Annotated in this window: 20 protein-coding genes and 1 tRNA gene; 15 read left to right on the top strand and 6 right to left on the bottom strand. The window is 72.7% G+C overall.

Features of this window, described 5'->3' with window-relative positions; all coding sequences use genetic code 11:
* Positions 1 to 36 precede the first annotated feature (36 nt).
* From def to E4T13_RS07650, 7 genes are all read left to right on the top strand, one after another.
* Positions 37 to 573, top strand: coding sequence for a peptide deformylase (def, locus tag E4T13_RS07680; protein WP_137177593.1), 537 nt, complete (start codon positions 37 to 39; stop codon positions 571 to 573).
* A complete protein-coding gene (locus E4T13_RS07675; protein ID WP_137177592.1) occupies positions 570 to 1,172 on the top strand; it encodes a COQ9 family protein in 603 nt (200 codons plus the stop codon). Before def ends, E4T13_RS07675 begins: the two co-directional genes overlap by 4 nt.
* A gap of 321 nt (positions 1,173 to 1,493) precedes the next feature.
* A complete protein-coding gene (locus tag E4T13_RS07670; protein WP_137177591.1) occupies positions 1,494 to 2,033 on the top strand; it encodes a hypothetical protein in 540 nt (179 codons plus the stop codon).
* Positions 2,034 to 2,043: 10 nt separating this feature from the next.
* Positions 2,044 to 2,751 (top strand): ATP12 family protein, encoded by a 708-nt coding sequence (locus tag E4T13_RS07665; protein WP_137177590.1) that lies wholly within the window; start codon positions 2,044 to 2,046, stop codon positions 2,749 to 2,751.
* On the top strand, positions 2,751 to 3,026 hold the full coding sequence (locus E4T13_RS07660; RefSeq protein WP_137177589.1) for an acylphosphatase: 276 nt from the start codon (positions 2,751 to 2,753) through the stop codon (positions 3,024 to 3,026). Before E4T13_RS07665 ends, E4T13_RS07660 begins: the two co-directional genes overlap by 1 nt.
* A 285-nt stretch (positions 3,027 to 3,311) precedes the next feature.
* On the top strand, positions 3,312 to 4,712 hold the full coding sequence (locus tag E4T13_RS07655; RefSeq protein ID WP_137177588.1) for a DEAD/DEAH box helicase: 1,401 nt from the start codon (positions 3,312 to 3,314) through the stop codon (positions 4,710 to 4,712).
* Between the two features lie 77 nt (positions 4,713 to 4,789).
* Positions 4,790 to 4,972, top strand: coding sequence for a hypothetical protein (locus E4T13_RS07650; RefSeq protein WP_137177587.1), 183 nt, complete (start codon positions 4,790 to 4,792; stop codon positions 4,970 to 4,972).
* A gap of 4 nt (positions 4,973 to 4,976) precedes the next feature.
* On the opposite strand, the gene E4T13_RS07645 is transcribed toward E4T13_RS07650, so the two are convergent.
* Complete coding sequence (locus E4T13_RS07645; RefSeq protein WP_137177586.1) at positions 4,977 to 5,351, bottom strand: group 1 truncated hemoglobin; 375 nt, start codon at positions 5,349 to 5,351, stop codon at positions 4,977 to 4,979.
* Positions 5,352 to 5,471: 120 nt separating this feature from the next.
* Positions 5,472 to 6,176 carry a helix-turn-helix domain-containing protein gene (locus E4T13_RS07640; RefSeq protein ID WP_206030092.1) on the bottom strand — a complete coding sequence of 235 codons (705 nt, stop codon included), beginning with the start codon at positions 6,174 to 6,176 and terminating at the stop codon, positions 5,472 to 5,474.
* Between the two features lie 50 nt (positions 6,177 to 6,226).
* Between E4T13_RS07640 and E4T13_RS07635 the strand changes: the two genes are divergently transcribed.
* The gene (locus E4T13_RS07635) at positions 6,227 to 7,471 is read left to right on the top strand and encodes an acyl-CoA dehydrogenase family protein (RefSeq protein ID WP_206030091.1); all 1,245 of its coding nucleotides are present in this window, start codon (positions 6,227 to 6,229) and stop codon (positions 7,469 to 7,471) included.
* Between the two features lie 64 nt (positions 7,472 to 7,535).
* Here E4T13_RS07635 and E4T13_RS07630 read toward each other — a convergent pair whose 3' ends face one another.
* The 4 genes from E4T13_RS07630 to lipB all read right to left on the bottom strand — a co-directional run bounded on the left by E4T13_RS07630 (position 7,536) and on the right by lipB (position 11,374).
* Positions 7,536 to 8,234, bottom strand: a complete 699-nt coding sequence (locus E4T13_RS07630; RefSeq protein ID WP_137177585.1) for an ABC transporter ATP-binding protein — start codon at positions 8,232 to 8,234, stop codon at positions 7,536 to 7,538.
* A 5-nt stretch (positions 8,235 to 8,239) separates the two neighbouring features.
* Positions 8,240 to 9,373 (bottom strand): ABC transporter permease, encoded by a 1,134-nt coding sequence (locus tag E4T13_RS07625; protein ID WP_137177584.1) that lies wholly within the window; start codon positions 9,371 to 9,373, stop codon positions 8,240 to 8,242.
* Positions 9,370 to 10,524 (bottom strand): efflux RND transporter periplasmic adaptor subunit, encoded by a 1,155-nt coding sequence (locus E4T13_RS07620; RefSeq protein ID WP_137177583.1) that lies wholly within the window; start codon positions 10,522 to 10,524, stop codon positions 9,370 to 9,372. The genes E4T13_RS07625 and E4T13_RS07620 overlap by 4 nt, the downstream gene beginning before the upstream one ends.
* Before the next feature lie 172 nt (positions 10,525 to 10,696).
* Positions 10,697 to 11,374: a lipoyl(octanoyl) transferase LipB gene (gene lipB, locus E4T13_RS07615; protein ID WP_137177582.1), complete on the bottom strand. Its 678-nt coding sequence runs from the start codon at positions 11,372 to 11,374 to the stop codon at positions 10,697 to 10,699.
* 29 nt (positions 11,375 to 11,403) lie between these two features.
* Between lipB and E4T13_RS07610 the strand changes: the two genes are divergently transcribed.
* The 7 genes from E4T13_RS07610 to E4T13_RS07580 all read left to right on the top strand — a co-directional run bounded on the left by E4T13_RS07610 (position 11,404) and on the right by E4T13_RS07580 (position 20,037).
* Positions 11,404 to 11,489: transfer RNA gene (locus E4T13_RS07610), tRNA-Leu, on the top strand.
* Between the two features lie 106 nt (positions 11,490 to 11,595).
* A complete protein-coding gene (locus E4T13_RS07605; RefSeq protein ID WP_137177581.1) occupies positions 11,596 to 14,022 on the top strand; it encodes an HWE histidine kinase domain-containing protein in 2,427 nt (808 codons plus the stop codon).
* Positions 14,023 to 14,055: 33 nt separating this feature from the next.
* Complete coding sequence (locus E4T13_RS07600; RefSeq protein WP_137177580.1) at positions 14,056 to 16,332, top strand: NADP-dependent malic enzyme; 2,277 nt, start codon at positions 14,056 to 14,058, stop codon at positions 16,330 to 16,332.
* 129 nt (positions 16,333 to 16,461) lie between these two features.
* Positions 16,462 to 17,415 carry a glycosyltransferase family 2 protein gene (locus E4T13_RS07595; protein ID WP_137177579.1) on the top strand — a complete coding sequence of 318 codons (954 nt, stop codon included), beginning with the start codon at positions 16,462 to 16,464 and terminating at the stop codon, positions 17,413 to 17,415.
* Between the two features lie 185 nt (positions 17,416 to 17,600).
* On the top strand, positions 17,601 to 18,566 hold the full coding sequence (locus tag E4T13_RS07590) for a glycosyltransferase family 92 protein (protein ID WP_137177578.1): 966 nt from the start codon (positions 17,601 to 17,603) through the stop codon (positions 18,564 to 18,566).
* A gap of 52 nt (positions 18,567 to 18,618) precedes the next feature.
* Positions 18,619 to 19,323, top strand: a complete 705-nt coding sequence (locus tag E4T13_RS07585; RefSeq protein WP_137177577.1) for a VWA domain-containing protein — start codon at positions 18,619 to 18,621, stop codon at positions 19,321 to 19,323.
* 3 nt (positions 19,324 to 19,326) lie between these two features.
* Positions 19,327 to 20,037, top strand: a complete 711-nt coding sequence (locus E4T13_RS07580; protein WP_137177576.1) for a molecular chaperone DnaJ — start codon at positions 19,327 to 19,329, stop codon at positions 20,035 to 20,037.
* The last annotated feature ends 81 nt before the right edge of the window (positions 20,038 to 20,118 follow it).

Raw genomic sequence — 20,118 nt, 5'->3', positions numbered from 1 at the left:
TTACCTTCATGGGGCCTCAACGCCGGACCTCGCCAGATGGCCATCCTCAAGATCGCCCGCATGGGCCATCCCGTCCTGCTGCGCCGGGCCGACCCGGTCGAGGACCCCACGCACCCCGAGATCCGCCGCCTGGTCGCGGACATGGCCGAGACGATGGAGGATGCCGGCGGCATCGGCCTGGCCGCGCCGCAGGTGCATGTGCCGCTGCGGCTTTTCGTCTGGCGCGGCGGCGCCGGCAACGTCATCGCCCTGATCAATCCCGAGATCGAGGCGGTGGGCGAGGAGACCGAATCGGGCTGGGAGGGCTGCCTCTCCATCCCCGGCCTGCGCGGCTCCGTCCCCCGGGCGTCCCGCATCCGCTTCCGCGGCCTCGACATCGCGGGCAAGCCGGTGGAGGGCGAGGCGGCCGGCCTCACGGCGCGGGTGATCCAGCACGAATACGACCATCTCGACGGCCTGCTCTATCCGATGCGCATGACCGACTTCACGCTGTTCGGCTTCACCGACGAACTGGCGCGCGCCGCGGCGAAGACCGCCGAAGCGGGCGGCGACGCCGAGGGAGACAAGCCATGATCGAGCGCAGCGAGGAGCGCGACTCCGCCATCCGCGCCGCTCTGCCGCATGTGCCCGCGCTGGGCTGGACCCGCGCGGCGCTGCGGGCAGGTCTGCGGGAGGCCGGGCGCGACCCGATGGAACTGGACTGGCTGTTCCCCGGCGGCCCGGTCGAGGCGATCGAGGCCTGGCTCGACCTCACGGATCGCGAGATGGAGGCGGCGGCCGCAGAGGAGGACCTCACGGCGCTGCGCATCCCCGATCGCATCCGTCGCGTGATCGAACTGCGCCTGGAACGGGCCGAGCCGCACAAGGAAGCGGTGCGCCGCGCCCTGGCATTGCAGTCGCTGCCCTGGAATGTCCCTTCCGCGCTGCGCACGGTGGCGCGCAGTGCCGATTCGATGTGGGCCGCGGCCGGCGACACCTCGGCCGACCTGTCCTGGTACACGCGTCGCGCCACGCTGGCCGGGGTCTATGGCGCGACGCTGGCCTTCTGGCTGCAGGACGACGAGCCCGGCTTTCCGGCCACCCGCGCCTTCCTGCACCGCCGTCTCAAGGATCTCGCGCGCCTCATGCGCCCGCGCGGAGCCAGGCGGGGCACGACGAAACGGGCCGCGTGATCGCGCGTTGCTCCGGGGCAACGAAACCGGAGCGACCCATGCGCGGCATTCTTCTGTGGCTGATCGGCATCCCCATCCCGATCATCATCCTGCTGTATCTGTTCGGGGTGTTCTGATCCCCGCGCCGTGTCCTGCCGGCCCGCACGGCGGGACGCGGCGATCAACTCCGCGGTCCAGCGGCGCGGATGCGCCAGAAGACTCTCGCACTGGCGCTCCGGCTGGAGTAGGCATTGGACCATTGTGCGACGCCGCGGGGCCGGGGGGCCCGGGTGTCCGGCCGGGGGGCCGGGCGCAGGCGCGCCACAGGGGAGACCATCGCCCATGCGCCAGGGAATTCGCCGCGTGACCAGCTTCCGCTTCCTGCTCGGTGGCCTTGCCGCCGTTGTCGCCGGGCCCGCCATCGCCCAGAGCTGCCTGCAAAGCGCCGAGCGCACCGCCTTCGAGGTGCGTGCGCTGCAGAGCCAGCTCATGGTGGCCGCGCTCGCCTGCAATCGTGACAACGACTACAACGCCTTCGTCCGCAAGTTCCAGGGCGACCTCGCCGCCTCCTATCGCGGCGTCGAGAGCCATTACCGCCGCACCGCCGGCCGCAACAGCGCCCGCGAGACGGACGGCTTCATCACGCAGCTCGCCAACGCGCAGTCGCAGGACGGCATCCGCGCCGGCTCGCATTTCTGCCCGCTGGTCACGCCGCTGTTCCAGGTTGCGCTGAGCGCCCGCAACGTCGAGGAACTGGCGATGATCTCGGTCGAGCGCAACGTGCTGAACCCGCTCTCCACGCCGACCTGCACGACCAGCTCGGCGCCGGCGCGCCCCGCCGCCCGGCAGGCCGCGAACACCCGCTCGGCCGCGCGCCGCTGACGGAGCCGCGATGAAGCGCTTCTGGGACGCGGCCTCCGTCGCCGAATCCGAGGGGCGCTTCGCCGTGGCGCTCGATTCGCGGCCGGTCCGCCTGCCCGGCGGCACGCCGCTGCGCGTCGCCTCGCGCCCGCTGGCCGAGGCGATCGCCGCCGAATGGAATGCCGCTGCCGGCGGAGCGAAGGACAGCCCCTTCACGCCGGAGGAGGTTCCGCTCACGCGCCTCGTCGGCACCGCCGAGGAGCGCATCGCGCCCGACCCCGCGCCGACCGTCACCGCGCTGGCGCGCTACGGCGAGACGGATCTGCTCTGCTACCGCGCCGAGGACCCTCGCCTGGCCGACCGTCAGGCGGCCGAATGGGACCCGCTGCTGGACTGGGCGACGCTGACGCTCGACGCGCCGCTGCGCGTCACCGCCGGCGTCATGCCGGTGGCGCAGGATGCGCAGGCGCTGGCCGCCCTGCGGCGTGCGATCGAGGCGCTCCCGCCCGTGGAGATCGCCGCCCTCGGCGTCGCCGTGCCCGCGCTGGGCTCGCTGGTGCTAGGCCTGGCGCTGGCCACCGGCCGCCTGGACGCCAACGCCGCGCATGACCTCGCGACGCTCGATGAGCGCTTCCAGGAGGAGTTCTGGGGCCTGGACACCGAGGCCGAGGCGCGCCGCACCCGCATGGCGTCCGAGGTCTCCCTGGCCGCCCGGCTGATCGCCCTGGCCCGCGCCTGATGCCCGCGCGCCTGCTCCGCATCGAGGGGCGGGTGCAGGGCGTCGGCTACCGCGACTGGCTGATCCGCGAGGCGAACCGGCTCGGCCTGCATGGCTGGGTGCGGAATCGCCCGGATGGCAGCGTGCAGGCGCTGGTGGCCGGCGAGGAAGGCGCGGTGCGCACCCTGCTGACGGCCTGCCGCCGCGGCCCGGCGCTGGCCCGCGTGGACCGCATCGAGGAACGCCTGGCCGAACCGCCCGAGGAACCCGGCTTCCACCGCCGCCCGACGGGGTGACGAAGAACCCTCCCGCGCAATCGCCCTACATCCGTCACCCGTTTTCCCTTGTTCCGTCACCCATCCTGCCCTATCTAGGTTGGGTCAGCGGGGACATCCCGCCGCGTCCGGTTGCGTGATCGGGCCCATCAGCGGGTCCGGGCCAGGGCGCACCAGTCCAGGGCTTCCGCCTTTTGCCGAAGCCGGCTTCGACATTCCTTCTGGCGCGCTCGCAGCACGCGGGGCGCACCGCACCCACCGCCCGCATGCGACGCGCGGCGGCATGAGCGGATTCGATTTCACTCCATGTCCTTCGACACGATCGGCCTCGATGGCCGCATCCTCCAGGCTCTCGCCGAGGAGGGCTACACCACCCCCACCCCCATCCAGGCGCAATCCATCCCGGCGGCGCTCGAGGGCCGCGACCTGCTGGGCATCGCCCAGACCGGCACCGGCAAGACGGCCGCCTTCGGCCTGCCGCTGCTGCATCGCCTGTCCCAGGGCGGCGCCCGCCCGCCGCGCGGTGGCTGCCGCGCGCTGATCCTCTCCCCCACGCGCGAACTGGCCAGCCAGATCGCCGACAGCCTGAAGGCCTATGGCCGCCATCTCGGCCTCTCGGTCGCGGTGGTGTTCGGCGGCGTCGGCTACGGCCCGCAGCGCACGGCGCTGGCGCGCGGCGTGGACATCCTCGTCGCGACGCCGGGCCGCCTGCAGGACCATCTCGACCAGGGCACCGCGCGGCTCGACCGCGTCGAGGCGCTGGTGCTGGATGAGGCCGACCAGATGCTCGACAAGGGCTTCTGGCCCGCCATCCGGCGCATCCTGCCGCTGCTGCCGAAGCCGCGGCAGACCATGTTCTTCTCCGCCACCATGCCCGCCGAGGTGGCCAAGCTCGCCGGCGAGATCCTGAAGGACCCGCTCCGCGTGGAGGTGACGCCCGTCGCCACCACCGCCGAGAAGGTCGAGCAGAAGCTGATCTTCGTGGAGAATTCCGGCAAGCGCGGCGTCCTGGCCGGCCTGCTGCGCGCCGAGGGCGTCGGCCGCGCCCTGGTCTTCGCCCGCACCAAGCACGGCGCCGACAAGGTGGTGAAGAACCTGGCCGCCGACGGCATCCAGGCCAACGCCATCCATGGCAACAAGAGCCAGCCGCAGCGCGAGCGCGCGCTGGCCGAGTTCCGCACGGGGCGCGCGCCCGTGCTCGTCGCCACCGACATCGCCGCGCGCGGCATCGACGTGGACGGCGTGACGCATGTGATCCAGCACGACATGCCCGACACCGCGGAAGCCTATGTCCACCGCATCGGCCGCACCGCGCGCGCCGGCGCCACGGGCATCGCCATCGCCCTGTGCAGCCCGGACGAGCGCGAGAAGCTGTGGCAGGTGGAGAAGCTGATCCGCCAGGAGATCCCGCGCGAGGATCGCCGCCAGGATGTCAGCCAGCCGATGCACCGCACCGCCGGCCGCCCCGACGCGGTGAAGCCTGCCGGCGGCGGCCGCGGCCGCCCGCAGCAGCAGCAGCAGCGCCGCCCGCAGCAGGGCCAGCGCCGCGACGCGCATGCGCCGAAGCCGCAGGGACGTGGCGGTGACGCCCCGCAGCGCCGCCCCGCCGCGGCCGCCGCCCAGCCGGAGCGCAAGGACCGGGCGTGGCGCGACGCCGACTTCCGCGACGGTGGCAACGCCCCCGCCTTCCTCCGCCGCGGCCACTGAAGCACCAGCCCGTTCCCTCCCCCGTTCCACGGGGGAGGGCTAGGGGGGCACGACAACCTCAACCCATGCAGCCCACCATGCGCGAAACCGTCCTGATGAAAGGCGAGATGGCGACCATCGTCATCGTCACCACCGAAGCCGGCACCGAGGTGCTGGACGGCGAGGACGAGCTGCTCGAATCCCATCCCGAGGACCGCCACGCCGAGATCCTCGCGCGCTACCTCGCCCAGGGCTGGCAGATCGAGGAAGACGGCCCCTGAGCCGTCAGACCCGCAGGATCTCCCCCTTCAGCGAATAGGCGATCGCCAGCACGTCCTTTTGCGTCTGGTCGTCCACCCCGTGCTTCGCCAGCACGCCCAGGATGTCGTCCATCGCGGCCATGTACTCGTCGGCCCCGATGTTCATCCCGCGATGCGCGCCGACCATGCCCTTGCCGTCGTACTGCTCCGGCCCGCCGCTGCCCATGCCGAGGAAATCGCGCAGATGGCGCTTCACCGCCGCCAGGCGCTCCGGCTGCTCGCGATAGGGCAGGAAGCGCGCCTGGATGAGCGGATTGGCCATGTGCGCCTCGACGATGTCGTCCACCAGGCGGCCGATGCCCGGCGCGCCGCCCAGCCGCTCATACATGTTCATGCTCATTGCTGCCTCCTCACCGCATGGCGCACCCCGGCCATGCCGCCGGGGCGGGCGAGCCGATGCTGGTCCCGCGATGCGAAGCCTGCGCGCCTGCTTGCGGCAGCCTCCAGTTCAGGATCTGAACTACGCGACCTTCCGCGCCTCCCCCGCGAAGGGGCTGAGTCCCAGCCACTGCTCGATGCTCCGCGCCAGCGCGGCATCGCCGAGCAGCTCCAGCTGCTTCGCCGTCACTTCCCGCTGCACCGTGGTCAGCCCCATCCAGATCGCCGTCAGCGCGCGCAGCGTGCCGACCACGTAGAGGTCCACCTCGAAGCCCGGATCCACCGAGCACAGATCCACCGCCCCACCCTCCACGACGAGCCAGTGGTTGCGCCGGCTTTCCGGCACGTCGGAAAGCTGGAAGGCGATGGTGCAGCGCCGCGGCGGCAGCGGCTCCGTCCGCAGGTTCCGCCGCATGTCCCACATCAGCAGCGACGGATCGAGGTTCTTCAGCGAGAGCTGGCTCTCCACCCAGCGCTGCCCCCAGAAGCCCATGCCGAACACGATGGGCCGCAGCTCCTCCCCAGCGGGCGAGAGGCGGTATTCCGCCACGCCGCGCGCACCCGGCGCCGCCACCACCACCCCCGCCTGCTCCAGCTCCTTCAGCCGCTTGGACAGCAGGGCAGGGGACATGCGCGGCACCCCGCGCCGCAGTTCGTTGAAGCGGGTGGACCCGGCCAGCAGTTCCCGCAGCACCAGCACCGTCCAGCGCGAGCACAGGATCTCCGCCGCCATCGCGACCGGGCAGAACTGCCCGTAGCTGCCCTTCTCCTGCTCGACGTTCCGCATGGGTCGTCTCCGGCTCGGACGCAGCCATCCTACCAGGGCAGGGCCGTCGGGTGGCAGTTCATTTCCTGAACTGGAATGCCGCGCCACCGATCCGTGATGCTCCCCCCACCACCAACGAACGGGAGCAGAACGACATGAACGTCATCGCCACCCCCACCCAGCCCGAGACGGTGCTGACCGAAGGCCCGGTCGCCGAGCGCGCCCGCCGCCTGGTCCCGCACCTGGCCGCCGGCGCCGCCGAGGCCGACGCCCAGGACCGCTTCGTCGCCGACAACTACACGCTGCTGAAATCCGCCGGCCTGGTCGAGGCCGGCGTGCCCACGGAACTCGGCGGCGCCGGCGCCGGCGTGCGGGACCTGGCGGAGATGCTGCGCATCCTCGCGCAGGGCTGTTCCTCCACTGCGCTCGCCTTCTCGATGCACACCCACCAGGTGGCGGTGCCGGCCTGGCGCTGGCGCCACCAGAAGCTCGCGGCGATGGAGCCGCTGCTGAAGCGCATCGCCTCCGAGCGCATCATCCTGCTCTCCTCCGGCGGCTCCGACTGGCTGCCCGGCTCCGGCAAGGCCGAGCGCGTCGAGGGCGGCTACCGCATCACCGCCCGCAAGGTTTTCTCCTCCGGCGCGCCGGTCGGCGACCTGATGATGACGGGCGCCGTGCTGCACGAGGACGGCGCCGACCATGTGCTGCACTTCGCCGTCAACATGAAGGCGCCCGAGGTGAAGGTGCTGGACACCTGGCGCGCACTCGGCATGCGCGGCACCGGCTCGCACGACGTCGCGATCGAGGGCCTGTTCATCCCCGATGCCGGCGCCGCGTTGAAGCGCCCGGCGGGGCAGTGGCACCCGCTGTTCCACATCATCGCGACCATCGCCTTCCCGCTGGTCTACGCCGTCTATCTCGGCGTCGCCGAGCACGCGCGCGACCTGGCCGTGACGCTCGCGAAGCGCCGCCCGCCCACCGAGGACACGCTGCACCTCGCAGGCCGCATGGACACCTCCTTGCGCGCCGCCCGCCTCGCCCATGACTGGATGCTGCAAGCCGCCGAGCGCAACGCGCCAAGCGCCGACAGCATCAACGACGTGATGACCGGCAAGGCGCTGGTGACGGAGCACGCCATCCGCACCGTCGAACTCGCCTTGGAACTGTCCGGCGGCGCCGGCTTCCACCGCGCCGCGGGCCTGGAGCGCCTGTTCCGCGACATCCAGGGCGCCCGCTACCACCCGCTCCAGGCCGGCCCGCAAGCCCGCTACGCCGGCGCGATGGCGTTGGGCGCGCCCGTGGACCGGATCTTCTGAGGCCGTAGCCAGGCGGCGCGAGCCGGACAGGGTGGCGGCGCTACGCCGCCACTCGCTTCACCGCTCACGCGGCGCGCGCCTCCACCTGCTCGACGCGCCCGTCGCGCAGCGCGACCATGCGGTCGAAGCGGTCGAAGATCTTCTCGTCATGCGTCACGACGAGGACCGCGGCCTGCTGGTCGCGCGCGACCTGGCGCAGCAGGTCCATCACCACGCGTGCCCGTTCGGAATCGAGTGCCGCCGTCGGCTCGTCGGCCAGGATCACCCGCGGCCGGTTGGCCAGCGCGCGCGCGATCGCGACGCGCTGCGCCTCACCGCCCGACAGGCGGGACGGCATGGCGGAAGCGCGCCGGCCGATCTGCAGATAGTCCAGCAACTCCCGCGCCCGCGCCCGCGCCGCCCCCGGATCCGTGCCGGCGAGCGTCATCGGCAGCGCGACATTCTCCGTCGCGTCAAGGAAAGGCAGCAGGTTGTGGAACTGGAAGATGAAGCCGATCCTCTCGCGCCGCAGCCGGCGCAGATCGCCGATGCGGTAGCGCCCATCCCACACCACCTGCCCGTCCAGCAGCAGGCGCCCGCTGCTCGGCTCCAGGATGCAGGCCACGACGTTCAGCAGCGTCGACTTGCCGCTGCCGGAGGGGCCCTTCAGCCCCACCACCTCGCCCGCCTCCACCGCCAGATCGACTTCCGTCAGCGCACGCACCGCCGTCTCGCCGGTGCCGAACACCTTGCTGACCGCCTCCAGCTGCACCAGCGGCGCCATGCGCCTCAGCCCCCCAGCGCCTGCGCCGGCTCGATGCGCAGCGCCGCGCGGATCGAGACGAGGCTGCCGAGGATGCAGATCAGCCCGATCACCCCCGCCATCGCGGACACCTCCGCCACGCCAAGCGCCACGGTGCGCGGGAAGACGTCGCGCGCGGCGAAGACCAGCGCCGTCGCGGCCGCGAAGCCTGCGCCGCCGAGCAGCAGCGCCTGCTGCAGCACCAGGCCGACGATCGTCCGGTCCGGCGCGCCGATCAGCTTCAGCGTCGCGATCTCCCGCAGCTTGTCCATCGTCATGGTGTAGATGATCAGCGCGATGATCACCGCGGAGACGAACAGCAGCACGACGGTGAACATGCCGAGCTGCACCCGCGCGCGGTTCACGACGGAGCGCGTGAGCAGCGCGGACTGCTCCGCGTCGGTCAGCGCCGACAGGTGCTTCCATCGCCGCGCGGTCCCGGCCACGCCATCCGGATCGGCATCTGGCGAAAGCCGTGCGATCACGGCGTTCACCGTGTCGATGGAGCCGGCTGCGCCGCCCGCCGCCACGGCCCGGCGCGCCGCCGCAGGCGCCAGCTTGAACTGCAGCTCCTGCGCATCGCGCAGATGGACGAACACCAGCGGGTCGCCGCCCGATGCGACCAGCCCGCGCGTCGTGCCGACCACGCGATAGCGGTCGCCGCCGATCGTCACCACCGCGCCGAGCCGCAGCCCCGCGCGCGCATCGGCCACCATCTCGCGCCGCACGCCGCCGAGCGCCCGGCCGCTCGCGATCGCCGCCGGCCCGCCCGGCCGGCCCGGTTCGTAGCCCATCACCTGCACGCGGATGATGCCCTGCGGCGCCTGCATCTCCGTCGTGCTCAGCGTGATGGCGCCGGCATCCGCCACGCCCGGCAGGCGCGCCACCATCGCGCGCACGTCGCCGGGAATGCGCGACGATTCCGCGAAGGGTCCGCGCGTGCCTTCCTCCACCACCCACAGGTCGGCGCGCAGGCTGCGCGACAGCGCCAGCGCTTCCGCCACCACGCCCTGGTAGATGCCGACCATGGAGAGCGCGACTGCCATGAGCAGCCCGAGCCCGACGCCGGTCATCAGGAAGCGGCCGAGATTGTGCCGGATATCCGCCAGCGCGAGGTTCATCGCCTGATCACCGGCCGTGCGGGGCGTGCCTCGGCGAAGCCAGGCCCGACCTGCACCGCCACGGGAATCGCTTCGGGCAGCCCCTCGGCCGTCAATGCAACGCGACCATCCATCAGCCGCGCCGCGAAGCGCACGCTGCGCCGCGCGAGCCGCCCATCCTCCACGGTCCAGACCTCGCCCCCGGCGCCATCGAAGCCATGCACGGCGCTTTCCGGGATCAGTCGCGCGCGCGGCAGGCGGCCGGTCTCGATCACGACCTCCGCCTGTTCGCCGATCACGGGCATGGCGGGGCAGCTCAGGCAGCGGACATGCACGCGCCGCTCCTCCGTCGCCCGGTCCGCCTCCAGCCCGATGCGCACCACCTGGGCGCGCACCGCGCTGCCGGGCCGGCTGCGCAGCGTCACCATCGCCGGCTGGCCGAGCGCCAGGTCGCCCGCGCGGCCCTCGTCCACATAGGCCAGCGCCCAGATGCTGTCGGGTGCCACCAGCGTGAACACCGCCTCGCCGGCATTGAGCGCGGCCCCCGGCTCGCGCGTGCGTGCGATGACCACCGCGTCGAAGGGCGCCGTCAGCGTGTGCTTGGCCAGCGCGGTCTGTTCGGCGCGCAGCGTCGCGCGCGACTCGGCCTGCGCGCCGCGGGCGAGCGCGGCATCGGCGCGGTTCACCGCCAGGTCCGCCTGCGCGGCGAGCGCCTCCGTCTCGGCCAGCTCGGCTGCCTCCGCGCTGCCGGCGCCGCGCGCCGCGAGTTCCCGCCGCCGGCGTGCGGTGGACTGGCGCTGGGCGAGGATCGCCTCGGCCCGCTCCCGCTGCGCCTCCGCCCGTTCCGCCGCGGCATCGGCCGAGAGCACCGCCGCTTCCGCCTTCGCGACGCGCGCCTCCTGGCTTTCCGGGTCGAGCCGGGCGAGCGGCGCGCCGGCGCGCACCTGGTCGCCATGATCGGCCAGCACCGCGACCAGCCGCCCCGGCACCTCGAACCCGACGCGCGAGAGCACGCGCGCCTCGACCGCGCCCAGCCCGAACACGGTCACCGGCACGTCCTCGGCGACGGCTGCGACCGGCACGGGCAGCGGCCGCTGCGTCGCATACCACCACCCCCCGCCGGCGCCTGCCGCCAGAAGGGCCGTGACTGCCAGAACCAGCCGAAGGCGCATGCGTATTGTCTCCGCAGCGCCACGAGCGCGCCGCGTGTGAGAGCTAGGCGCGGCGCGGGGCGGCGTCCTTGCGCTGCGTCAAGGCGGCAAAGCGTGCAACGGGGGCGCTGCACTCCCACGCGCCAAACCTGGCTTTGCCAAACGAGGCAGCGCGAGACGCAGGCCTACAGGGCTACCCGAACACGTCCCCCCACGCGGCCATCAGTGCCGCGTCGGCCTCTTCCATCGTCGCCAGCACGCCCAGCTTGTGCAGGCTCGTCACCCCATGCTCCGGCACCCCGCAGGGCACGATGCCGCCGAAATGGGACAGGTCCGGGTCCACGTTCAGCGCCACCCCGTGCCAGCTCACCCACCGCGTCACCCGCACGCCCAAGGCGCCGATCTTGTCCTCGGTCCCCCGGACCCGGTCCGCCACCCAGATGCCCACGCGGCCCTCGCGCCGCTCGCCGTGCACGCCGAAATGGTCGAGCGCCCGGATCAGCCATTCCTCCAGCCCGTGCACGTACTCCCGCACGTCCCGCGCCCGCACGCCGCCATGCGGCCGGGTCAGGTCCAGCATCACATAGCCCGTCCGCTGCCCCGGCCCGTGATAGGTCCACTGCCCCCCGCGCCCGGCCGCGAACACCGGGAAGCGCCGGTCCAGCAGGTCCTCCTGCTTCGCCGAGGTCCCTGCCGTGTAGGTCGGCGGATGCTCCACCAGCCACACGAGCTCCTCCGCCTCCCCGGCGCGGATCGCGGCCACGCGCGCCTCCATCGCGGCCATCGCGTCCGCATAGGGCGTCAGCCCCTCGGAGACGCGGAACGACACCTTCGGGGCCGTCTCCAGGGGCGTTGTCGGGTCGAATGTCATGGTCTATACGCCGCGCCTCTACCGGTTTTGCGGTCGTGGCGGAATGGTAGACGCGCCAGCTTGAGGTGCTGGTGGGGGCAACCCCGTGGAAGTTCGAATCTTCTCGACCGCACCATACCCCCGAAAACAATCCTTCACGGCAAGTTGAGTCCCGCCCCGCCGCAGGCTGCGCGCGAATCTGGGCTAAACCTGTCGGGTGACGCGCCGTCCGCCCTCGCGCCATGTCGCTTGAGACATCCTTCCGGATCAAGGCCGTAGCGGCGCCCGCGCCGACCGGCACCGAATCCGGCGGGGAACCGCGCGCGCCCGAGCCCGGCGCGCCGCCCCCCGCGATCCAGCCGCATGGCCTGCTCCTCGTCCTCCACCCCGGCCGGCTGGAGGTGCTGCAGCGCGCCGGCGACCCTGCGCTGCTCGGCGCCGCGCCGAGGCCGGGCATGAAGCTCGCCGATCTCCTGCCGCCCGCCGCGCTGGCGGAGGTCATGCAGCTTCTCGCCCAGCCGCCCGAGGCCGAGCTGCACGCCGCCGCCATCGCCCTGCCGGATGGCACCCGGCTCGATGTCTCGGCGCGGCATGGCGAGGCGGGCGTGCTGCTGGAGTTCGAGCGCCCGCCCGCGCCGCCGCGGGAGGAGGCCGCGCTCCCCGCCGTCGCCGCCATGGCCGCCAGGCTCGAAGCCGCCCCCGATGTCGCTTCCCTCTGCCAGGCCGCGGTCGAGGCGCTGCGCGGCTTCACCGGCTTCGACAGCGTCGCGCTCCATCGCCTCGCGCCCGAGGGCGGCAGCGTCCTGGTGGCGCGCGCCGGTTGCCTGCCGGGCGCCGAGCCGCATGACCCCGCCCTCCAGGCGCCGCACCGCGCGCGGGAGACGGAGCTGCAGGGCTGGTCACGCCTGGTGCCGGATGCCGCCGGCACCCCCGCGCCGCTCGATCCGCCGCTCTCGCCGCTGACCGGCGCGCCGACCGACCTGGCGCTCGCCCGGCTGCGCGCCGCCTCGCCCGCGCAACTGGCGGATCTGCTGCGCGCCGGGGTGCGCGCGGCGATGACCCTGCCGGTGCTGCGCGAGGGCCGGCTCTGGGGCGTCTTCGCCTGCCATGCCGCGGCGCCGCGCCACCTGCCGCTGGCCACCCGCGCGGGCTGCGAGCTCTTCGCCCAGCTCGTCTCCCTCCAGATCGAGGCCGCGTCCCAGGCCGCCGAGGCCGGGGAGGCCGCGCGCCTCGTCGCCGCCGAGGCCGCGCTGCTTGCCGCCCTCGCCGCCGCGCCATCGCTGGAGGAGGGGCTGCGCGCGCAGCGCGCGCCCCTCCGCGCCTTCCTGCCGGATGCCGCCATCGCGGTGCTGGCCGGCGACGCAGCACTGACCGATGGCGCGGCACCGCCCGCGGCCACGCTGCACGCGCTGCATCGGGCGCTGGCTGGCGCCGCCGGGGTGGTCGCGCTGGACGAGATCGCCGATTCCTGCCCGGAGACCGCCGAGCGCGGCATCGGCGTCCTGCGCCTCGCCCTGCCGGAGGATCGCGCGATCCTGTGGTTCCGCCGCGGCGCCGCCGGCCCGCTGCCGGCGCATCGCTGGTCGCCGCTGGAACTGGAAGCCGCCGAGGCGCTGCGCGTCGCGCTGCTGGAAAGCGTGCTGCACCGCATGGAGGAGGTGGCGCAGGAACGCGCCCGCGCCCGCCAGCGCCAGGATGCCCGCCTCAACGAGCTGGATCATCGCGTGAAGGCCATGCTCGCCCGCATCCACGCGCTGGCCGCCCCGGACGGCGCCGGCGTGCTGGGGCTTGAGGCACTGCTCGGCGGCCTGCATGCGCGGCTGCGCGGCCAGGCCCAGGCGCAGGGGCTGCTCGCCTTCGGCCGCTGGGAAGGCGCCTCGCTGCGCGGCCTGGCGGAGGAACAGCTTCGCCCGCTGCCCGTCGCCGCGCCGCGCATCGCCATCGACGGGCCGGAGCTGCGCCTGCGCGCCCGCGCCGCGCTCGCCCTCGCCCTGGCGCTGCAGGAACTCGCCAGCAACGCTGCGCGGCACGGCGCGCTGCGCGGCGATGCGGGGCAGGTGCACCTCTCCTGGCAGGTCGCCGGCGACCGGCTGCGGCTCGACTGGGCCGAGCAGGGCGGGCCGCCGGTGGCGCCGCCCGCCCGCCGCGGCTTCGGCAGCCTCGTCATCGAGCGCGGCCTGGCCGGCGAGCTGGGCGGCGAGAGCCGGCTCGACTTCGACCCGGCCGGCCTGCGCTGGCGCGCCATCCTGCCGCTCGCCACGCTGGCCGCCCCCGGCGCGGCGCCGACGCCCCCGCCGCGCGCGACGGAACTGAAGGGCGCGCGGGTCCTGGTGGTGGAGGATTCCGCCTTCGTCGCCATGGAGATGGCCGACGGGCTGGAAGCCGCCGGCGCCGAGGTGCTCGGCCCCGTCGCCCGCATGGAGGAGGCCGAGGCGGCGATCGCCGCGTCCCTGCCGGACGCCGCGCTGCTCGACATCGACATCGACGGCGTCCCGGTCTTCCCGATCGCGGACCGCCTGACGGAGCAGGGCGTGCCCATCGTCTTCACCACGGGCTACGAGCCGCGCCTGGTCCTGCCGCCGCGCTACGCCCGCGCGGCCGTGCTGCCCAAGCCCTGCCGTGGCGACGAAGCCGCGGCGGCGGTCAGGCTGGCCCTCGCGGAGCGGTAGCGGGCGGCGTCACCTTGCCGCTACAACGGCGGGATGGACGATGATTTCCGCAAGGCCGCCCTCGACTACCACCGCCTGCCGCGGCCGGGGAAACTCTCGGTCGAGCCGACCAAGCGCATGGCGACCCAGCGCGACCTCGCGCTGGCCTACAGCCCCGGGGTCGCCGCCGCCTGCGAGGAGATCGCGAAGGATCCCGACAAGGCCTGGGACTACACCGCGCGCGGCAACCTGGTCGCGGTGATCTCGAACGGCACCGCCGTGCTCGGCCTCGGCGCCATCGGCGCGCTGGCCGGCAAGCCGGTGATGGAGGGCAAGGCCGTCCTCTTCAAGAAGTTCGCCGGCATCGATTCCATCGACCTCGAGGTGGATGAGCGCGACCCCGATCGCTTCATCGAGGCGGTGGCCGCGCTCGAACCCTCCTTCGGCGCGATCAACCTCGAGGACATCAAGGCGCCGGAGTGCTTCGCCATCGAGCGGACGCTGCGCGAGCGCATGAAGATCCCGGTCTTCCACGACGACCAGCACGGCACCGCCATCATCGTCGCCGCCGCCGTGCGCAACGGCCTGCTGCTGCAGGGCAAGCGCATCGAGGATGTGCGGGTGGTGAACACCGGCGGCGGCGCCGCGGCGATCGCCTGCCTCGACCTGCTGGTGGCGATGGGGCTGAAGCGCGGGAACGTCACCATCTGCGACATCGACGGCGTGGTGTGGAAGGGGCGGCCGAACACCGACCCTTTCAAGGCGGCCTATGCGCAGGAGACCGCGGCCCGCTCGCTGGAGGAGGTGCTGGAAGGCGCGGATGTCTTCCTCGGCCTCTCGGCACCGCGCGTGCTGAAGGCGGAGTGGCTGCACAAGCTCGCGCGCAAGCCGCTGGTGCTGGCGCTGGCCAATCCCGAGCCGGAGATCCTGCCCGAAGCCGTGCGCGCCGCGCGGCCGGACGCGATCGTGGCGACCGGGCGCAGCGACTACCCGAACCAGGTCAACAACGTCCTCTGCTTCCCCTTCATCTTCCGTGGCGCGCTGGATGCCGGTGCGACCACGATCAACGAGGCGATGAAGGTCGCGGCCGCGGACGCCATCGCGGCGCTCGCCCGCATGGAGGCCAGCGAGGTGGTCGCCGCCGCCTATGGCGGGGAGGCGCCGGTCTTCGGCCCCGACTACATCATCCCGAAACCCTTCGACCCGCGGCTGATCCTGGAGATCGCGCCAGCGGTGGCCAAGGCCGCCGCGGCATCCGGCGTGGCGCGCCGGCCGCTGGAAGACCTGGAGGCGTATCGCCGCGAGCTGGAGAAATTCGTCTTCCGCTCCGGCAACCTCATGCGCCCCGTCTTCGAGGTGGCGCGCCGCCAGCTTGCCCGCGTGGTCTTCGCCGAGGGCGAGGACGAGCGCACGCTGCGCGCCGTGCAGACCGTGCTGGACGAGGGGTTGGCCGAGCCCATCCTGATCGGCCGGCGCGAAACGATCGAGGCGCGGGCCGCCGCCATGGGGCTGCGCATGAATTTCTCCGAATCCGTGCGCGTGCTGGATCCCAATGCCGATGCCGACCTGTTCGGCCGGCTGGTGCCGCTCTACCAGCGGAAGGTTGGGCGGCGTGGCGTGCCGCCCGATGCGGCGGCGCGGCGCGTCGGCAACCGTCCGACCGTCGCCGCTGCGCTGCTGTTGGAAGCGGGGCTCGCCGATGCCTGCCTCTGCGGCGGCACCGGCGACTGGCTGAGCCACTGGCACCACGCCTATGACGTGATCGGCAAGCAGGCGGAGGTGAGCCGGGTCTATGCGCTCTCCGCGCTGATCCTGCCGACCGGCCACCTGTTCTTCGTGGACACCCACCTGACGGTGGACCCGACGCCCGAGCAGATCTGCGACATGACGCTGCTGGCCGCCGAGCAGATCCGCGCCTTCGGCATCGCGCCCAAGGCGGCGCTGCTGAGCCATTCCTCCTTCGGTGCCTCCGGCGCGCCGAGTGCGGCGAAGATGCGCGCGGCGCTGAAGCTGCTGCGCGCCCACGACCCGGATTTCGAGGTGGATGGCGAGATGCATGCGGATGCCGCGCTGGTGCCGGCGATCCGGGCGCGGGCGGTGCCGGATTCGACGCTGACCGATGCCGCGAACCTGCTGGTCATGCCGGACATCGACAGCGCCAACATCGCCTTCAACCTGCTGAAGGCCGCCGCCGAGGGGCTGCAGGTCGGACCGATCCTGCTGGGCATGGCCAAGCCCATCCATGTGCTGGTGCCGAGCGTCACCGCGCGCGGCATCGTCAACATGACGGCGCTGGCGGCCGCGCATGCCAACGGGCTGAAGGCGGGGTAGCGCCGGCGCCATCATCTTGCCTCGGGATTGAAACTTCCTCAGTATCAGTGCCACCGGGCGTGGAGGGCGCATGGCGGAGGACCCGCCGGCGTTGTGGCTCACGCCGGGAGCCCTGGACTTCCTGCGCGCATGAACATCGCCACCGCATTGCGGGACCAGCTTGCGCGCCGGCGCAGCGGCCTGACCTGGCGGCTGCGCCGCGCCCTCCGCCGGATCCATCACCGCCCGCGGCACTTCCTCGGCATCTTCGCCATCATGCAGAACGAGGCGCATGTCATCCGGGAATGGATGGACATCCACCTGCGCGAAGGCGTGCAGCACTTCTTCCTGCTCGACCACGGCAGCACCGATGACTGGCGCGGCCAGGTCGCCGACCACATCCGCGCGGGACGGGTGACGGCAAGGACGCTGCCGGCCGAGGGCAGCCTCGACAGGCTGCGCGTGCTGCATGCGGATTTCGCGCTCGACGGCGCCGAATGGCTGATCCTGCAGGACCTGGACGAGTTCACCCATGCGACCGGCCGGCTCGCCATGCCGGACTTCCTGCGCCGCCTGCCGCCGGACGTGTCGCAGGTCGTGGTGCCCTGGGTGGTGTTCGGCACCGCCGGCAATCTCCGCCAGCCGCCAGGGGTCGTCGCCGGCTGCACCCGCGCCGAGGACATGGCGCTGCGTGCGGCCACACGCGACGCGGACCTTCCTTGGCATGTGAAGAGCATCGTGCGCGCGCGCGACCTGCGCCGGATGCACGCCCATATCCATGAGGTCGCGGGCCGCACCGTCCTGCCGCTGGACGACCTGCCGGAGGTCGGCGGCCGATTCTACATCGAGAACCGCCACGCACAGCGCATCGCCGATTTCCGCATCCTGCAGAACCACTATGTGCATCAGTCGCTGGACTTCTATCGGCGCAAGATGCAGCGGCGCGGCTACTGGCTGGAGACCAACCGCGGCGTCAGGAGCTACACGATGGAGCGCTTCGAGCGGGAGGAGGCGCGGCTGAACGCCGTGCGGAACACGCTGCTGCTCGACCGCCATCCGGACGCCGATGCCGCCGCCCCGGCGGAGAAGCTGGTCGCATCCTGAGCCGATCCGTCCGGACCGCTGTGCGTGAAGCGGCGGGCGCAGTGGTCGACAGCCTGCAGGCTTGTCTTTCGCCGCACCTTCCGACATGAGCCTCCACACCCGCGCAGGCGGGCAGGGCTTCCCCCGCTCGTGCGCGGGAAAAGTTCGACGTTGCACATTCGTGACAAAGAGTCGGGGTAGGGTCGATGGCCCGTGAAGCAGGACTGAAGGCCTTCGCGGTATCGAAGCTGCGCGGGCTCCGCTCGCGGCTGAACCGCGCGCTGCGGCGGGTCCATCACCGCCCGCGCCATTTCCTCTCGGCCTATGCCATCATGCAGAACGAGGGACACTCGATCCGCGAATGGATCGAGATCCACCTGCGCGAGGGCGTCGAGCACTTCTACCTCGTGGATCACGGCAGCACCGACGACTGGCGCAGCCGGATCGAGGACCATATCCGCGCCGGACTCGTGACCGTGACCGTGCTGCCCGATGCGACGGGCAGCTCGACCGAACTTCGCAAGCTGTTCGTGGAGCCTGCGCTGAACCAGTCCGAATGGGTGATCCTGCAGGACATGGACGAGTTCATGCACGCCACCGGCCCGCTGCCCATCGCCGATTTCCTGCGCCGCCTGCCGGCCGATGTCGGGCAGGTGGCAGTGCCCTGGGTGGTGTTCGGCACCGGCGGCAACGTCAGCCAGCCGCCCCAGGTGGTGCCCGGCTGCCTGCGGTCCGAGGACATGTCGCGCCGGCCCTCCATCCCGGACAAGGAGCAGCCCTGGCATGCCAAGGGCATCGTCCGCAGCCGCGCCTTCCTGCGGATGCACATCCACATCCACGACGTGGAGGGCCGCAGCGTGCTGCCGCTGGACGGCCTGCCGGAGGTGAAGGGCAACTTCTACGTCGAGAACCGCTTCGCCGCGCGGCTCGGCGAATTCCGCATCCTGCAGAACCACTACATCCACCAGTCGCTGGAATTCTACCGCCGCAAGATGGAGCGCAAGGGCTACTGGCTCGAGAACAACCGCGCCACCAAGAGCTACACCATGGAGCGCTTCGAGCGGGAGGAGGCCCGGCTGAACGCGGTGGAGAACACCTTCCTGCTGGAACGCCATCGCGACTACTACACCGGCCTCGGCGTCGCCCTGCCGGATGCCAAGGCTTCCGCTTAGGGCAGGCTGCCCGGCCCTTCCGCCCATCGCCGAGGAACCCTATCTCCCTGGCATGAGCAACCTGCCCGAGAAGAAGGGCAATCCCGCCGTCGCCGCCTTCCTGCACAAGGTGGCGGCCATGCCCGTGGTCCGCCCGGCTTCGGGGAAGCCGGGGCGGCTGATCTTTGCCATCGACGCCACCGCCTCTCGCCAGCCCTCCTGGGACCGCGCCTGCCAGCTGCAGGGGGAGATGTTCATGGCCGTGAAGGATGTCGGCGGGCTTGCCGTCAGCCTCGCCTATTACCGCGGCTTCGGGGAATTCGCGGCGACGCCCTTCCTGACCAATGCGGACGACCTGGCGCGGCGCATGACCGGGGTGAGCTGCCTCGGCGGCCATACCCAGATCCTGCGCACCCTGAAGCATGCGCGCGACGAGACACAGCGCGACAAGGTGAATGCCGTGATCTTCATCGGCGACGCGCTGGAGGAGGATGTGGACCCGATCTGCCATGTGGCGGGCGAGCTCGGCCTGCGCGGCACGCCGGTGTTCTGCTTCCAGGAAGGGCAGAACCCGATCGCGGGCAATGCCTTCCGCCAGGTCGCGAAGCTCTCGGGCGGCGCCTGGGCGCCCTTCGATGCCGCGAGCGCCGGCGCGCTGCGCGACCTGCTGCGGGCGGTGGCGGTCTTCGCCGCCGGCGGCCGGCAGGCGCTGGCGCGCCTCACCTCGGCCTCGGCGCGGCAGATCGCCGGGCAGTTGCCGGCGCCGAAGGCGCGCTGAGCGATGGCCTATCTGATCGTCGGCCTGATCGCGCTGCTGGCGCTGCTGGGCCTGCTGCGCCTGTTCGCCGATGCGAAGCCGGGGCAGATCAAGACGGCGGCGGTCTGGGGCGGGGGGCTGCTCGGCGCGGTGCTGCTGGTGGCGCTGCTCGCCTCCGGCCGGGGGCCGCAGGCACTCTGGGCGCTGGCGCTGTTCGGGCCGATGGCCTGGCGCTGGATCCAGGGGCTGCGCGCCGCGCGGACCTTCGCCCGTGCCGGCCGGCCGAGCGATGGGCAGGCGAGCGATGTCGAGACCGGCTACCTGGCCATGGGGCTCGACCATGACAGCGGGCGGATGTTCGGCCGGGTGAAGGCCGGGCGCTATGCCGGGCGGGAGCTGAGCGACCTCGACGAGCCGCTGCTGCTGGACCTGCTGGCGGAGCTGTCGGTGCAGGACCCGGAGGGGGTGCCGCTGCTGGAAGCCTGGCTCGACCGCGCCCATGCCGATTGGCGCGAGCAGGCCCGGGCCCAGGCCGAGCCGCCGCCGCGCCGGCCGCCTTCCGGCCGCATGACGCGGGAGGAGGCGCTGGCGGTGCTGGGCCTGGCCGAGGGCGCCGATGCGGCGGCGATCCGCACCGCCCATCGCCGGCTGATGCGGGCCAACCACCCCGACCAGGGCGGATCGGACTGGCTGGCCTCACGGTTGAACGAGGCGCGGGACGTTCTGCTGGGGTGAGGAACCGCCCCGCCCCGCACCCGTTCCGGTGACGCCGGGAAGGGGCCGCCCTTCCTCATCAACCGGGCGTTGCCGGCGCCG

This window comes from Roseomonas sp. AR75 (assembly GCF_005222815.1).
Classification (GTDB): Bacteria; Pseudomonadota; Alphaproteobacteria; order Acetobacterales; family Acetobacteraceae; genus Falsiroseomonas.
Note: the sequence above shows the minus strand (reverse complement) of the source record. Positions and strands in the feature narration are given on the sequence as shown.

What these genes read in the sequence shown, in the direction of transcription:
- def (WP_137177593.1), top strand. Translation starts at nt 37, where the DNA reads ATGGCCATCCTCAAGATCGCCCGCATGGGCCATCCCGTCCTGCTGCGC.
- E4T13_RS07675 (WP_137177592.1), top strand. Translation starts at nt 570, where the DNA reads ATGATCGAGCGCAGCGAGGAGCGCGACTCCGCCATCCGCGCCGCTCTG.
- E4T13_RS07670 (WP_137177591.1), top strand. Translation starts at nt 1,494, where the DNA reads ATGCGCCAGGGAATTCGCCGCGTGACCAGCTTCCGCTTCCTGCTCGGT.
- E4T13_RS07665 (WP_137177590.1), top strand. Translation starts at nt 2,044, where the DNA reads ATGAAGCGCTTCTGGGACGCGGCCTCCGTCGCCGAATCCGAGGGGCGC.
- E4T13_RS07660 (WP_137177589.1), top strand. Translation starts at nt 2,751, where the DNA reads ATGCCCGCGCGCCTGCTCCGCATCGAGGGGCGGGTGCAGGGCGTCGGC.
- E4T13_RS07655 (WP_137177588.1), top strand. Translation starts at nt 3,312, where the DNA reads ATGTCCTTCGACACGATCGGCCTCGATGGCCGCATCCTCCAGGCTCTC.
- E4T13_RS07650 (WP_137177587.1), top strand. Translation starts at nt 4,790, where the DNA reads ATGCGCGAAACCGTCCTGATGAAAGGCGAGATGGCGACCATCGTCATC.
- E4T13_RS07645 (WP_137177586.1), bottom strand. Translation starts at nt 5,351, where the DNA reads ATGAGCATGAACATGTATGAGCGGCTGGGCGGCGCGCCGGGCATCGGC.
- E4T13_RS07640 (WP_206030092.1), bottom strand. Translation starts at nt 6,176, where the DNA reads ATGCGGAACGTCGAGCAGGAGAAGGGCAGCTACGGGCAGTTCTGCCCG.
- E4T13_RS07630 (WP_137177585.1), bottom strand. Translation starts at nt 8,234, where the DNA reads ATGGCGCCGCTGGTGCAGCTGGAGGCGGTCAGCAAGGTGTTCGGCACC.
- E4T13_RS07625 (WP_137177584.1), bottom strand. Translation starts at nt 9,373, where the DNA reads ATGAACCTCGCGCTGGCGGATATCCGGCACAATCTCGGCCGCTTCCTG.
- E4T13_RS07620 (WP_137177583.1), bottom strand. Translation starts at nt 10,524, where the DNA reads ATGCGCCTTCGGCTGGTTCTGGCAGTCACGGCCCTTCTGGCGGCAGGC.
- lipB (WP_137177582.1), bottom strand. Translation starts at nt 11,374, where the DNA reads ATGACATTCGACCCGACAACGCCCCTGGAGACGGCCCCGAAGGTGTCG.
- E4T13_RS07605 (WP_137177581.1), top strand. Translation starts at nt 11,596, where the DNA reads ATGTCGCTTGAGACATCCTTCCGGATCAAGGCCGTAGCGGCGCCCGCG.
- E4T13_RS07600 (WP_137177580.1), top strand. Translation starts at nt 14,056, where the DNA reads ATGGACGATGATTTCCGCAAGGCCGCCCTCGACTACCACCGCCTGCCG.
- E4T13_RS07595 (WP_137177579.1), top strand. Translation starts at nt 16,462, where the DNA reads ATGAACATCGCCACCGCATTGCGGGACCAGCTTGCGCGCCGGCGCAGC.
- E4T13_RS07590 (WP_137177578.1), top strand. Translation starts at nt 17,601, where the DNA reads ATGGCCCGTGAAGCAGGACTGAAGGCCTTCGCGGTATCGAAGCTGCGC.
- E4T13_RS07585 (WP_137177577.1), top strand. Translation starts at nt 18,619, where the DNA reads ATGAGCAACCTGCCCGAGAAGAAGGGCAATCCCGCCGTCGCCGCCTTC.
- E4T13_RS07580 (WP_137177576.1), top strand. Translation starts at nt 19,327, where the DNA reads ATGGCCTATCTGATCGTCGGCCTGATCGCGCTGCTGGCGCTGCTGGGC.